Origin of the sequence: Flavobacterium sp. (assembly GCF_040402835.1) — a bacterium.
Classification (GTDB): domain Bacteria; phylum Bacteroidota; class Bacteroidia; order Flavobacteriales; family Flavobacteriaceae; genus Flavobacterium.
Map to the genome: position 1 here is coordinate 24,054 of NZ_JBBALW010000022.1, position 14,877 is coordinate 38,930.

A 14,877-nucleotide genomic window follows, 5' to 3' on the forward strand; every position below is an offset into this window, starting at 1 on the left:
AGATTAACTTTCTCTTGGGATAGTTTATTTTTTAATTCATCTTACTTGTCTCTTGAGAAAGGTCATTTAAATCAGTGTAATTTTTAAATTATAGTTTTACATTGACTAATTTAGCAACTCAAAATCATCGTTATCAGCTCTTTTTAAAATACTTTCTGGAAGTGCTTTTTTAGCTTTTGCACCCATCTTTTTCAATTTTTCAACACTCGTAATTAGGTTTCCTTTTCCTTCCACAAGTTTATTCATTGCAGCACCATATTCCGTTTTACTTTCATCGATTTTCTTACCAATCTTGATTAAATCGTCAACAAAGCCCTGAAATTTATCATATAATGCACCGGCTTGTCGTGCAATTTCCATAGCATTTTCTTGCTGTTTTTGGTTTACCCACATACTATCAATTGTTCGTAAAGTCGCCAACAAAGTTGAAGGGGTAACAATTACGATATTTTTCTCAAATGCTTTGTTGTACAATGTGGTATCTTCGTTCAAAGCCATTGCAAATGCTGGTTCTATTGGTATAAATAGCAATACAAAATCGGGACTTTCTATTTCGTATAAATCCTGATAATTCTTTTCGCCCAATTGTTCAACGTGGCGTTTTATGGAATTTACGTGTTCTTTTAGATAGCCAATTTTCAAAGAATCATCTTCTTCATTGATGTATTTTTCATACGCTGTTAAAGATACTTTTGAATCTACAATCATCTTTTTTCCGTCGGGAAGATTAATTACAACATCGGGGAAAACTCTATTTCCATCAACAGCAATGTGGCTTTGTTGCACATAATATTCGCGGTCTTTTTCTAATCCTGATTTTTCTAAAACGCGTTCCAAAACCAATTCACCCCAGTTTCCTTGCATTTTACTATCGCCTTTTAATGCTTTTGTCAAATTCAAAGTTTCCTTACTCATTTGCGCATTCATTTCGCTTAAGCCGATAATTTGTTGGCGTAAAGCCGCGTGATAATCGATACTTTCTTTATGCGTATCATCAACTTTTTTCTCGAACAATTGAATTTTTTCTTGCAATGGCGACAAGATATTCTTCATATTTTCTTTATTCTGTTCCGTGAATTTAGATGATTTTTCTTCCAAGATTTTATTTGCCAAATTCTCAAATTCTTTAGTAAATTTTTCTTGCAATTTTTCAACTTCTTCCTTTTGTTCTTTGTTGCGTTCCCAAAGATTTTCAAAATCATTTTCTTTTTTAGAAAGTTGAATATTTATGGCTTCTTTTTCAGTTCTAATGGTTTCCTTTTCTGAATTTGCAGCAAATAATTGAGTGTTTAGTTGTTCAATCTGAAAACTCAAACCATTATTTTTCTCTTCTAAAGCGGATCGCTCTGATTTTGCATTGGCAGAAAAAAGTAGTTTTCCAATAAAGATTCCAATGATAAGTGCGATAACGAAAGCTGCTAATACTAAAAGAGTTTGTGACATGGTGCGATTTTTTTATAAATGTAAAAATAAACAATACTATTCTAATTAAAATTTTAAATAAAGATAATTTGAAAAATGTATTTTTACACTTTATTATATACAAGTTATGCACCAACATTTTATTCTTCATAAACCGTATGGTTTTTTGAGTCAATTTATATACGAATTAAAAAGGAAGAAAAAACTTTTGGGTGAATTGTATAATTTCCCTGAAGGAACTATGGCAATTGGGCGTTTGGACGAAGATTCTGAAGGTTTGTTGCTGTTAACGACCGATGGAAAAGTGAGCGAACAGATTCGTAGCAAAAAAGTGGATAAAGAATATTATGTTCAAGTGGATGGAATTATTACTCTTGAAGCCATCGAAAAATTGCAAAATGGTGTTGAAATTGGTTTTGAAGGAACTAAATATATTACCAAACCTTGCAAATCCTTTTTGGTTTCTGAAATTCCGAATTTTGGGGAACGCGGAAAAAAAATTCGTGATGAACGACACGGACCAACTTCATGGGCTTCTATAATGGTAAATGAAGGGAAATTTCGTCAAGTTAGAAAAATGACAGCAGCAGTTGGATTTCCTACTTTACGATTGGTGCGAATCCGAATAGGAAACGTACATTTAAACGAATTAAAAGCGGGTGAAGTTATTGAAGTTTCTGATTTCAAAATCTCAAATCTTAAATCCTAAATCCTAAATCTTAAATCATTATGTTGAACATCGTTTTAATAGAGCCAGAAATTCCAAATAATACAGGAAATATTGGTAGATTGTGTGTTGGAACTGGAAACAGATTGCATCTCATTCATCCGTTTGGGTTTCAAATTACAGATAAAAATTTGAAACGTTCTGGTTTGGATTATTGGGTTCATTTGGACTGGAAAGAATATCAAAACACGGAAGAATGGATTGCACAAATTCCTGATATTTCTCGTGTATTTTTATTCAGTTCGCACGCTGAAAAATCGTATTTAGCAGAAAATTTTCAAGATGGCGATTGGTTGGTTTTCGGAAAAGAAAGTGTGGGTTTGAGTGAATTGGTTTTGAATCAATTTCAGAATCATTTATCGATTCCAATTTCCCCTTTGGTGCGAAGTTATAATCTTGCCAATTCGGTAGCTTTTGCCATTGGCGAAGCAAAAAGACAAATAGAAATTAGATAGATAGTTCTGTTATCGAATAATAAACTTCCCTTTTTCGCTATCAAAAGCAATATGTTCGTCTTTGAATAAAGTATCAAAATTACCTTTCATAATAAAATTACAAGGTTGGTCTTGAACCACGGTTTCTGGAGTCATAATAATCATTTCATCGCTAATTTGTATTGCCATATCAATATCGTGCGTCGAAAAAAGGATGCATTTTTGAGTTTCGTGCGCTAATTTTTTCAAGAGTTTAAAAAGCGCTACTTTGTGCAATAAATCCAAATGTGTTGTAGGTTCATCCAGAATTATCAAAGGCGTATCTTGTGCCAAAGCCCTTGCTACCAATACGTTTTGGAGTTGACCATCGCTAATTTCGTAATGCTTTTTATCTGCCAAGGAAGTGATTTGTGTGAGTTCCATCGCTTCATTGATTTTCTCAATATCAATATCGGTTAAGGTTCCAAGCCAATTCGTGTAAGGCTGTCTTCCTAAAGCAATAATTTCAAAAACTGTTAAATTGCTCGGAGGTAATTTTTCGGTTAAAACAATGCTTAGATTTTGTGCAAATGAAAGCGAATCAAATTCAGAAATGCTTTTGCCATTCAAAAAAACTTCGCCTGAAATTGGGTTTTGAATTCCTGTGAGCGTTCGTAAAAGTGTAGATTTCCCTATTCCATTGGCACCAATTAAAGCTATTAATTTGCCTTTTTCTAAGGACAGATTAATTTCAGATGCAATAGTGTTTACATCCTTTTTAGTAGCATATCCAATGCTTAATTGAGAAGTGGTGAGAATGTTGTTTTTAGTAGTCATTTATTTTAAATAGCAACTTCAAAAGTACACATTGTACTTTAAATAATTGAATATTTATTTCTTTTTCAAGATTTTATATTCTTCATAACATTCGCTTATGGCGTCCATAATTTGCAAATCGTTTGCCGTTCTTATGAATGATTCCGAGTAATTACAACGTTCTAAAATTTCAGGAATTTCATTTTTATCAATTCCAAGAAGCACAGAAATGGTTTCTCTGTCAAATTTTGAAGCCAATAAATTACGAACTGTTTCATCCTTTTTCAAGCTTTTCAATCGCTTTAATTCTTTTGGTTTTTTCCCAAAGAAATTATAGAGCATGTCGGCAGGATTAAATATGGAACCCAGCACTTTACTGAAGGCACCTGGTGAATATTCACCCGCTTCATAGCCTTGTTCTAATCCAGAAATACTGTATCTGTAATTTTCTTTTGTTGGAATTAATTTGGAATCAATTTCTAAATAACCGGTTAAATCATAAGGACGAACTATTACTTCTTCTAATGCAATGGCACTTTCGGTCATTTGAATTTTGGTAGTTTTGTTTTTTACCCAGTCGTTTGTAACTCTGATTTTTATGGATTTAAATCCAATTAGGGAAAGGTGTAAAGTATCGGTAACGCCAACTTCAATTTCAAAATTACCTTTTGAATCGGAGACGGTTCCTCTTACTTTATTTATATTGATAATATTCACATTTGACAACGGAAGTTTGGTGTTGTCATTAACTATTGTACCAAAAACTTTTTGAATTACTGTTGTTTCTTGCGAAAAAACTGTTGTTCCGGCAAATATAAATAAAAAGAAAACTACAAAATATCTCATGTCAGGGTTTAAAACTCTAAAAGTAATAAAATAGGTAAGATATTTTGTAGTTTCTTAGTATTATTATAAGAAAATTAACAAATAATGTTAGCTTTTTCTTGGCCTTCTTTCTCTTGGAGCATCACTGAAACCTTCTGATCTTCTTGGTGCTCTTTCTGATGAACCTTCTGTTCTAGGAGCTCTGTCAGATGAAAAACCACCCGTTCTTGGAGCAGCACTTCTTCCACCAAAACCACCTTCTCTAGGAGCTGAACTTCTTCCTCCGAAACCGCCTTCGCGGGGAGCTGAACTTCTTTCGCTTCTAAATCCGCCAGAACTTTCTCTTCTTGGTGCAAAACTTCCTTCTCTTCTAGGAGCAGAACTTCTTTCACCACCTGAACGACCGCCGCCAAAACCGCCACCAGAACTTCTTCCGTTGTGATCACGTCTTCCGCCACCATCATTTTTAGAAATTTCAACATTGATTCTACGTCCTTCTAATTGAACGTTATTCAATACTTCCATTACTTTATCTGAATGTTCAGGGTCTGTGTTAAAGAAAGAGAAACCTTCTTTTACATCAACTTTGAAAACATCATCACGACCAAGGTCTAATGTTTCTTTCAAGTAATCTTTCAAAGACATCCAATCGAAATTGTCTCTAGATCCAATATTAACGAAATAACGCACCGCGCCATTGTTGTTATTTTCTCTTGGAACACCATCTCTATCATCACGGTCGCGTCTTTCAGAACCTGAAGATTGATTAGAAATATCTCTATTTTTTTTGTAATATGCTATGAAACGGTTGAATTCAACAGAAACCATTTTCTTGATTAATTCTTCTTTCGATAAACCTTCAAGAACATTGTTAATAGCTGGAAGATAGTTGTCAATTTCGTGATCAACTTCCGTGTCTTTAATTTTGTTTGCTAAGTGCAACAATTGAATTTCGCAAATTTCGATTCCAGAAGGAATTGTTTTTTCTTCAAATTTTTGTTTGATGATTCTTTCAATAGAAGAAATTTTACGCAATTCACTTTTTGTTACAATTACGATAGAAGTCCCAAGTTTCCCTGCTCTTCCTGTACGTCCTGAACGGTGATTGTACGTTTCGATTTCGTCAGGAAGTTGATAATTTACTACGTGTGTAATATTATCAACGTCAATTCCACGAGCGGCAACATCAGTAGCAACAAGCATTTGAATTTGACGACCTCTAAATGATTTCATAACCCCATCACGTTGCGCTTGAGATAAATCCCCGTGCAATGCAGCAGCACTATAACCGTCTTCAATCAATTTTTCAGCAACAGCTTGAGTATCCCGTTTCGTCCTACAAAAAACTACTGAGAAAATGTCTGGATTAGCATCTGCTAATCGCTTCAAAGCTTCGTAACGATCACGTGCATTTACAAGGTAAAATTCGTGTGAAACGGTTGCAGAACCTGAGTTTTTAGTACCAACAGTAATTTCTACTGGATCGTGCATAAATTGTTTTCCAATTCTAGCAACTTCGGCTGGCATAGTTGCAGAAAATAACCACGTGCTTTTGTCATCTGGCGTAGTTGAAAGGATATTTACGATATCTTCGTAGAATCCCATGTTCAACATTTCATCTGCTTCGTCAAGAATACAGTAATTAATTTGAGAAATGTTTACCAAGCCTCTGTTAATCATGTCTTGCATTCTTCCTGGAGTAGCCACAATAATTTGTGCTCCTCTTTTAATGTCTCTCGCTTGTTCTGTAATGCTAGCTCCACCGTAAACTGCTACCACATTAATACCTTTTTCGTATTTAGAGTAGTTTTTAATTTCGTTGGTAATCTGCAAACACAATTCGCGTGTTGGAGATAAAATCAATGCTTGTGTATTTCTATTGTTGGCATCAATTTTCTGAATAACTGGAAAACCAAAAGCTGCCGTTTTCCCTGTCCCTGTCTGAGCCAACGCAACTAAATCTGTGTCTTTTTCCAATAATAGGGGAATCGCTTTCTCCTGTACTTCGGTCGGATTCTCAAATCCTAGATCTAAAATCGCCTTCAGTAACGATTCACTCAATCCTAATTGTTCAAATTTATTCATATAGTATCTTAAATATTTTGCAAAAGTACGGCTAATATTTGTTAATAACTAATGGTTTTCTTAGAATTGATGTTTTATTAATAATTGATAATCAGTAATTTAGATTTTTGATTTTAGAATTTAGAATTTAGATTGGGGAAAATTGTTCATAATACATCTTCTTTTTATGAGAAATGTGTGAAAATTAAATATTTTGAAGGAAATCTAAAAGTGCTTTTGTAGCTTTTCCACGATGGCTAATTTCATTTTTTACCTCTAATGATAATTGAGCAAATGTTTCATCATAATTTGTTGGTTTAAATATCGGATCATATCCAAAACCTCCCAATCCGATTTTTTCTGTTATGATTTCACCAGATGCAATTCCTTCAAAAAGATATTGTTTCCCGTTTAAATTCAATGCAATTACTGTTTTGAATTGCGCCGTTCTATTGGTTTTATTGGCTAATTCATCAAGTAATTTATTCATATTATCATCCGCATTTCTTTGTTCCCCAGCATATCGAGCAGAATAAACTCCGGGTTCACCGTTTAAAGCTTCCACTTCCAATCCCGTATCGTCCGCAAAACAATCAAATCCGTAGTTTTCAGTTACATAGTTGGCTTTCAAAATGGCATTCCCTTCAATAGTCTCAGAAGTTTCGGGTATTTCTTCCAAGCAACCGATACTTTCCAAACTCACAATTTGAATAGATTCTGGAAGCATACTCTGGATTTCAAGTATTTTATTTTTATTATTAGAAGCGAAAACTATTTTCATTTAGGGTGTATTTGTTAATTTGGTAATGTGGTTATTTGGGAAATTCTGGAAACGAGAATTTTTTTACCACAAAAGTAACAAAGAAAAAGTTAAATGACTGGTTTGGTTGGTTAAACGGGGATTTGGTTATTTTGTAAATGCAAAAATCCTTAACATAGTTTGTTAAGGATGGTTTTGTATTATTAGGTTTTTTTGTTTTTTTTCCAACTTACGCGTTGTCCCAAAATCAGTTTTACATTCCAAACATCAGAACTTATGGTAGTTCCATGTCCGATTCCAAATTCAAACTCGTGTTTTTTGTCTAAATATAAATCGGTTACAAGATAGAATTGATGTGTTTGAACGTCATATTTATCCCATTTGAATGGATTTCCAGTTGATCCATAATACTCTAATCCTAATGAATATTTTGCGTTTACGCCGTAGGCATATTTTATATTTGGTGAAAATGAAACTTCATTGGTATTGAAAGAGCCGTCTAATGTGGGGTTTAATGAAAAATAATTTTTGCCAATTGTTTTATCAAAGATGGGTCTGATTTCATAATCGGCATCATAAACATTAGTTATTGGGTTTTTTATAAATCCACCCTCTAAAGACAAACTGGTTCCAAAATACCAATTCCAAGAAGTTGGAACAGTTATTCTAGGTCTGATGTGACTTCCCATATAGTTAATTGTTCCTTCATTTATTCTGTCGAACAAATAGAATCCTAACTCAAAATTATCTGTAATTCCAGTTGTAATTTCCATAGTTTCATGGATTGGATGGTTAAAATTAGTTTCGTTTTTAGGTCCAGTTGGGGAAATATTACTATGCAATTCAAAGATAGTAGTATTTTTTAGCGTAGTTGGAGAACTATATACTTGAACTTCGTAGGTTTCTTGTGCTTTTAGATTGTGAATTGCAAAAAGCAGAAAAAGCAATAATATGTTTTTTTTCATAGTGATTAGGATGTTTTTGAAAACTCTATTTTAATATCGTACAAATTTAAACCAAAGCTAATTTTAATAGTATTAGACTTTTATTAATTTTTTGATAATAAAGCAAAAAGTTGCTACTTGTTAATCAAAATCTACATTTGAAGGTCGGAGTAAGGACTCCTTTTTTATAAAAAACCACTTCAGAATTGAAATGGTTTAATGATTATTTAAATATGATTTAAATTAGATTTGAATACTTTTCTTTGATTTGAATATCAATAAAAATCCAATAATAATAAATGGAATACTTAGCCATTGTCCTGTTGAAAACACACCCAAATCGTTTTCAAAACCACCCTGACTTTCTTTCATAAATTCTACTACGAATCGAACGGACCATAACATTACGAGAAACATTCCCAGTAAATAGCCTTGTTTTTCTCTTGCATTTGTTTTCCAATACAAAAAATATAAAACAGCAAATACGAAAATATAACTTATAGATTCGTATAATTGTGTTGGATGTTTTGCAGGTACTTGCGCTAATAAATTTGCAAACTGAGGATTGGTAGCAATGGCATTATACGCTTCTTTTGGATTTGCTATTTTTGTAGCATTCACGGCTTCTCTAGAACTGAAATAATCTTTTACAAATTTTATTCCAAATGGAGAAGTGGTTTCGTGACCTACAATTTCAGAATTAAAAAAGTTACCAATTCTCACAAATACTGCCCCACTTGCAACAGGAATTACAACACGATCTAAAACCCATAAAAGCGGTTTTTTCATGATATTTTTACTGAAGAAATACATCGCAAGAATAATTCCAATAGCCGCTCCGTGACTTGCCAATCCTTGGAAACCAGTAAATTCAAATTGTGGAGAAAAACGAAATGGCAATAAAATTTCAGCCAAATGGTTTCTGAAATATTCCCAATCGTAGAAAAAAACGTGACCCAATCTTGCACCTAATAATGTGGCAAAAACAGTCCAAATGAATAGAGAATCTAATTTATCAATTGGCTCATTTTCACGATCAAATATTTTTTTCATAATGTACCAGCCTAAACCAAAGGCAACTACAAACATTAAGCTGTAATATCGAACCATAAAAAAACCTAAATCGATACCTTCTGAAGGATTCCAAACCATGATTGAAATGTGTTTATTTGTTATTTATTGGTAAAAATAGATAAAATAATAGGATTAAAAATTAATTTACTTTAATGTTTGTGTGAACATTTTTTTGGAACGGGATCAAAACCAGATTTGCCCCAAGGATGACAACTGAAAATTCTTTTTATTCCGAGAAATCCGCCATAAAACAAACCGTGAATTTTCAATGCTTCAAGAAAATAGGAAGAACAAGTGGGTTCAAACCTGCAAACGGTAGGCGTAAATGGAGAAATTGCACTTTGATAAAACCGGATTAGCATTTCAAATGGAAAAATAAGTATTTTTGACAATGACATATTCTTCATCAATTATTTATTTAAATTGTAAACGATGTTCCGTCTTTTCCGTCTTTTAACTGAATCCCAATTACTAATAATTGGTCACGAATTTGGTCTGACATAGCGTAATCTTTATTGGCACGAGCCGAATTTCTCATTCCGATTAGCATGTTCACAACGCCTTCTAATTTGTCATTGTTGTTTCCAATTGCTTTTTCATCTTCCAATCCCAAAACATCAAATACAAAACCTTTAATTAACGATGAAAATAAGGTTAAATCAGCCTCAGAGATAGTTTCTTTATTGTCTTTTAATAAATTGATAAAGCGAACGCCTTCAAAGAGTTGTGCTATTAAAATCGGACTGTTAAAATCGTCATTCATGGCTTCATAACACGCTTCTTGCCAGTTCAATATCGAAATTGAAGAAGTTGTACTTGCTGTAATATCTTTCAAACTAGCAACGGCTTCCATCAATCGGTAAAATCCTTTTTCGGCAGCAAGAATCGCATCATTAGTAAAGTCAAGATTGCTTCTGTAATGCGCTTGCAACATGAAAAAACGAGTTACACTTGGCGAAAAAGCCTTGCTTAAAATAGCATTGTCACCCGTAATAATTTCCATTGGAAGGATATTATTTCCAGTTGATTTTGCCATTTTTTTACCATTTAAAGTAAGCATATTGGCGTGCATCCAATAATTAACAGGCGTTTGTCCCGTGCAAACTTCATTTTGTGCAATTTCACATTCGTGGTGTGGAAATTTCAAATCCATTCCACCTCCGTGAATATCAAAATGATTTCCTAAATATTTGGTACTCATTGCAGTACATTCTAAATGCCAACCAGGAAATCCATCGCTCCAAGGCGAAGGCCAACGCATAATGTGTTGCGGTTCTGCTTTTTTCCAAAGTGCAAAATCTTGCGGATTTCTCTTGTCCGATTGTCCGTCAAGTTCGCGAGTATTGGCAAGCATATCTTCAATGTTTCTGCCGCTTAATTTGCCGTAATTATTAGTTTCATTGAATTTCAACACATCAAAATAAACAGATCCATTGGCAATATAACCAATTCCGTTATCGATAATTTTTTTAATAACTGCAATTTGTTCAATAATATGACCCGTTGCTGTTGGTTCAATACTCGGTGGTAAAAAATTATATAATTTCAAAACTTCGTGAAAATCAACCGTATAACGGTGTACAACTTCCATTGGTTCCAATTGTTCCAACCGTGCTTTCTTCGCAATTTTGTCTTCCCCTTCATCAACATCGTCCACAATATGCCCGACATCGGTAATATTTCGCACATAACGAACCTTATATCCAATGTGTTTCAAATACCTAAAAATCACATCAAACGACATAAAAGTACGAACGTTTCCAAGGTGCACATTGCTATAAACAGTAGGTCCGCAAACATACATTCCCACATTTCCATCGTTAATAGGCGTGAAAATTTCCTTCTCCCCCGAAAGTGAGTTGTATATTTTTAGGGTTTGTGTTTTATAAAATGGCATTATTAAATGTTTATTTGGTTAATCGGTTATTTGGTTATTCGATGAATCGGTTCTATTTTTTGGAGCTATTTCCTGCTATCCGTTTCAATCCACGTCATTGTTTCGTGCCTCACAATGTCGTGGGATTTCCACTACTATCAGGGCTAGGGTTTACGGCTCAAATCAAAATTTAGTGTCCAAACGGATGTAATCCAAAAATTCTCTACGTGTTTGTTCGTTTTTAAATTTCCCGCCAAATTCAGAGGTTACCGTACTACTTTGAATGTCTTTAATCCCTCTAGAATTTACACATAAATGTTTCGCATCAATCACACAAGCTACGTCTTCGGTGCCTAACGCAATTTGTAATTCTTGTACAATTTGCATCGTCAAACGCTCTTGAACTTGAGGTCTTTTAGCATAATATTCCACAATTCTATTCATTTTTGAAAGTCCAATTACTCTACCATTAGAAATATAAGCCACGTGAGCTTTACCTATAATAGGTAGCAAATGGTGTTCGCAAGTAGAATAAAGCGTGATGTTTTTCTCTACCAACATCTCGCCATATTTGTAATTGTTTTCGAATGTGGAAGCTTTTGGTTTTTTTGTGGGATTCAATCCGCCAAAGAGTTCTTTTACAAACATTTTAGCCACACGATTTGGTGTGCCTTTCAAGCTGTCATCCGTTAAATCTATTCCAAGTGTTGATAGAATATTTTCGACATCTTTTTTGATACGTTCAATTTTTTCATCATCAGAAATTGCAAAAGCATCTTTTCTAACAGGGTTTTGAGCATTAGTAGCAATATGATTGTCTCCAATTTCGTCTTGAAAATCTGCGTTATTTGTCATTAATAAAATAGTGTAATTGTTATTATTTTAGTGGCACAAAGTTAATTAATTAATGTTAAAAAGTAATAATGTAAACACAAATTGAAATATTTTTTATTTTTAACATAATAATTTTATAAAATTATGTACATTTCGCTCCCAAAAACTTACCTAGCAATGAAAAAAAAGTACTTTTTATTTTTAATATTTTCTATTTTTATAACTAAATCTTTCTCACAAACAATAGCCCCCGGTTGCTCTACCGCTTTACCTTTTTGTGCTGGTACATCATCAACTGGACTATCGTTTCCCAATGGTACCAATGTGCCGTCAGTTGGTAATTATTCTTGTTTAGGATCTCAACCGAATCCGTTTTGGTATTATTTACAAATAAGTCAATCTGGTAATTTGACTTTTGTTATTTCTCAAACCAGTACAACAGGAACTCCAATAGATGTAGATTTTATAGCTTGGGGACCATTTGTAACCCCAACTTGTGGATCGTCAAATTTAAATGCAACAACACAAGTGGGTTGTAGTTATTCTACATCAGCTACCGAAACGTTTACTATTAATAATGCTATTGTAGGTCAATATTATATGGTTTTGATGACCAATTTTAGAAATTTAGCGGGTACAATTTCTTTAGCTCAAACAGCTGGAACAGGCGCAACGAGTTGTGATATTGTTTGCCCATTAACTGTTGCTGGTGGTGGTGTTTCGGATTGTAGAGACAATATTTTAACTGCAAATTATTTGAATTCAGCTCAAGTGGGCACAACATTTTCTTGGACATTTAACAGTGGAAATATTGCAGCAACTTCGGGGCCTAATTTTGTTGCTTCCCCAAGATCTAATAATAGCACCCTTAATACTCTGGCTTATGGTGCAGGAAATTATTGTGTTACAGCAAGAAGTCCAGGATGTAGTACGACACAAACCGCAGTTTGTACCACAATAACTCGTGGAGTACCAGTTCCGTTTAACCCCCCAAATAACTTATTTGCTTGCGACAATTCAACTTTTAACTTAAATCTTAATAATTCGGTATTACTTCAAGGATTGCCGGGTCCAGCTTCCAATTACAGGGTTTACTATAATCTTGATCCTATTAGAGCTCAAACAAATGCTGCCCCGAGAATTGCTACTTCTTTACAACCAGTTTTCCCTGGTACTGAAGGTCAGATAATTTATGCAACTGTAACAGATAATTCAGGTGTCTATTGTTATGCTGTGGCTCAATTTGTATTGCATTTTCAATATTGTGCTTTTGCAACCTCTAATACGGGACCAATTTGCACTGGTAGTACTTTCAATCTTAGTGCTTCTGATCCGGGTATTGGGGCGGTCACTTATTCTTGGACTGGTCCAAACGGGTTTACCGCTATTGGTCCAAACGTTTCCAATGTACCCACTCCTACAGGAACACCACCTTATAATTATATTTGTACGGCAACACCTACTGCTGCAGGAGGAGCTCCGTTATATTCAACAACTACAGTAATAGTCAATTTAATTCCTATTGCAACTGCTACTCCAGTATCAAGTTCAATTTGTACTGGTGTAACAACTGATATTTCCTTGGGAAGTAATGTTTCTGGAACTACATTTACTTGGACTGCAACTCAAACTAATGCTTCCGGAGCTTCTGCAAGTAACGGTTTAAATATCGCGCAAGTATTAACCACAACAGGTTCTGTGGCTGGGACGGTAGATTATACAATAATTCCAACAGCAAATAGTTGTGTTGGATTGCCAATTCATTCTATTATATCTGTCAATCCGATACCAGTAGCAATAGCAACTCCAACTCCAGCAACTATTTGCTCTGGGTCTACTTCAAATATTATTTTGACCAGTACACCAGCTGGGGCATCATTTACTTGGACTGCAATTCAAACAGATGTTTCGGGAGCCTCTGCAAGTAGTGGTTCAACAATCGCTCAAGCATTAACATCTCCAGGAAGTATTATAGGTTCTGTTGATTATACAATTACGCCAACATTAAATACTTGTATAGGTTTACCGGTTCATTCTATAATTTCTGTAAATCCTACTCCAATAGCAGTTGCAACACCTGTTTCTACAACAATTTGTTCAGCTACTGCTACTAATATCCCGCTTACGAGTTTAGTTACAGGAGCTACATTTTCATGGACTGTAGTTCAAAATAATGTTTCAGGTGCAACTGCTGGAAATGGAACTTCTATTGCACAAACTTTAACGGCTACTACTGCCAATCCAGGTTCGGTAGTTTATACAATCACGCCAACAGCTAATGGATGTACAGGTGTTCCAATTAATGTTACAATTAATGTTACGCCACTTCCAACAGCAACGATTAGCTACGCCGGCACACCATTTTGTTCCACATTAACAACAGGTCAAGCAGTTACAGTAACAGGTACAGCCACCTATACAGGGGGAACATACGGCTCAACAGTAGGATTAACATTAGATGCTACCACAGGAGCAATTACTCCAAGCACCAGCACGGCAGGAAATTACACTATAACCTATACCATTCCGGCCACAGGCGGATGTAGCAGTATTCCAACGACTACAAATGTTGTAATCACAGCAACCCCAACAGCAACAATCAGCTACGCAGGAACGCCATTTTGCACTACATTAACCACCGGTCAAGCCGTTACATTAACAGGAACAGCCGCCTATACAGCAGGAACATACAGTTCAACAGTAGGATTAACGATAGACGCTACAACAGGAGCCATCACGCCAAGCACCAGCACGGCAGGAAATTACACTATAACGTATACCATAGTAGCAGGAGCAGGATGTTCACAAGTACAAGCTACAACTAACGTAGTTATTACAAAAGTTCCAACAGCAACAATTAGTTATGCAGGAACTCCATTTTGTACGACATTAACCACGGGTCAACTAGTTACAATAACAGGAACAGCTGCTTATACAGGAGGAGTTTACAGTTCTACTGCTGGATTAACATTAGATGCTACCACAGGAGCCATTACTCCAAGCACCAGCACGGCAGGAAATTACACTATAACGTATACCATTCCAGCCACTGGCGGATGTAGCAGTATTCCAACGACTACAAATGTTGTAATCACAGCAACCCCAACAGCAACAATCAGCTA

The 14,877-nt window shown here is 34.8% G+C and carries 13 protein-coding genes; 3 read left to right on the top strand and 10 right to left on the bottom strand.

Annotated features, from left to right (window positions below):
• Nucleotides 1-105 precede the first annotated feature (105 nt).
• Nucleotides 106-1,443, bottom strand: coding sequence for a DNA recombination protein RmuC (locus AC9UEH_RS08750; protein WP_509530845.1), 1,338 nt, complete (start codon nt 1,441-1,443; stop codon nt 106-108).
• 106 nt (nt 1,444-1,549) lie between these two features.
• Between AC9UEH_RS08750 and AC9UEH_RS08755 the strand changes: the two genes are divergently transcribed.
• Nucleotides 1,550-2,131, top strand: coding sequence for a pseudouridine synthase (locus AC9UEH_RS08755; protein WP_509530847.1), 582 nt, complete (start codon nt 1,550-1,552; stop codon nt 2,129-2,131).
• A 20-nt stretch (nt 2,132-2,151) separates the two neighbouring features.
• The gene (locus AC9UEH_RS08760) at nt 2,152-2,604 is read left to right on the top strand and encodes a tRNA (cytidine(34)-2'-O)-methyltransferase (protein WP_509530849.1); all 453 of its coding nucleotides are present in this window, start codon (nt 2,152-2,154) and stop codon (nt 2,602-2,604) included.
• A 9-nt stretch (nt 2,605-2,613) separates the two neighbouring features.
• Here the strand turns inward: AC9UEH_RS08760 and AC9UEH_RS08765 are convergent, their stop codons facing one another.
• The 9 genes from AC9UEH_RS08765 to folE all read right to left on the bottom strand — a co-directional run bounded on the left by AC9UEH_RS08765 (nt 2,614) and on the right by folE (nt 11,776).
• A complete protein-coding gene (locus AC9UEH_RS08765; protein ID WP_509530851.1) occupies nt 2,614-3,399 on the bottom strand; it encodes an ABC transporter ATP-binding protein in 786 nt (261 codons plus the stop codon).
• Nucleotides 3,400-3,453: 54 nt separating this feature from the next.
• A complete protein-coding gene (locus AC9UEH_RS08770) occupies nt 3,454-4,224 on the bottom strand; it encodes a carboxypeptidase-like regulatory domain-containing protein (RefSeq protein ID WP_509530853.1) in 771 nt (256 codons plus the stop codon).
• A gap of 87 nt (nt 4,225-4,311) precedes the next feature.
• Nucleotides 4,312-6,288 (bottom strand): DEAD/DEAH box helicase, encoded by a 1,977-nt coding sequence (locus AC9UEH_RS08775; protein WP_509530855.1) that lies wholly within the window; start codon nt 6,286-6,288, stop codon nt 4,312-4,314.
• 184 nt (nt 6,289-6,472) lie between these two features.
• Nucleotides 6,473-7,048, bottom strand: coding sequence for a non-canonical purine NTP diphosphatase (locus AC9UEH_RS08780; RefSeq protein WP_509530857.1), 576 nt, complete (start codon nt 7,046-7,048; stop codon nt 6,473-6,475).
• Between the two features lie 182 nt (nt 7,049-7,230).
• Nucleotides 7,231-7,992: a hypothetical protein gene (locus AC9UEH_RS08785; RefSeq protein WP_509530859.1), complete on the bottom strand. Its 762-nt coding sequence runs from the start codon at nt 7,990-7,992 to the stop codon at nt 7,231-7,233.
• Between the two features lie 222 nt (nt 7,993-8,214).
• On the bottom strand, nt 8,215-9,123 hold the full coding sequence (gene lgt, locus AC9UEH_RS08790) for a prolipoprotein diacylglyceryl transferase (RefSeq protein ID WP_509530861.1): 909 nt from the start codon (nt 9,121-9,123) through the stop codon (nt 8,215-8,217).
• Between the two features lie 71 nt (nt 9,124-9,194).
• On the bottom strand, nt 9,195-9,443 hold the full coding sequence (gene yidD, locus AC9UEH_RS08795) for a membrane protein insertion efficiency factor YidD (protein WP_509530869.1): 249 nt from the start codon (nt 9,441-9,443) through the stop codon (nt 9,195-9,197).
• Between the two features lie 20 nt (nt 9,444-9,463).
• Nucleotides 9,464-10,942: a cysteine--tRNA ligase gene (gene cysS / locus AC9UEH_RS08800; protein ID WP_509530863.1), complete on the bottom strand. Its 1,479-nt coding sequence runs from the start codon at nt 10,940-10,942 to the stop codon at nt 9,464-9,466.
• A 162-nt stretch (nt 10,943-11,104) separates the two neighbouring features.
• Entirely contained in the window at nt 11,105-11,776 is a 672-nt protein-coding gene (gene folE, locus AC9UEH_RS08805; protein WP_509530865.1) for a GTP cyclohydrolase I FolE, read from the bottom strand.
• A 156-nt stretch (nt 11,777-11,932) separates the two neighbouring features.
• On the opposite strand from folE, the gene AC9UEH_RS08810 reads away from it, so the two are divergent.
• On the top strand, nt 11,933-14,877 hold a 2,945-nt coding region (locus AC9UEH_RS08810; RefSeq protein ID WP_509530867.1), incomplete at its 3' end, for a beta strand repeat-containing protein.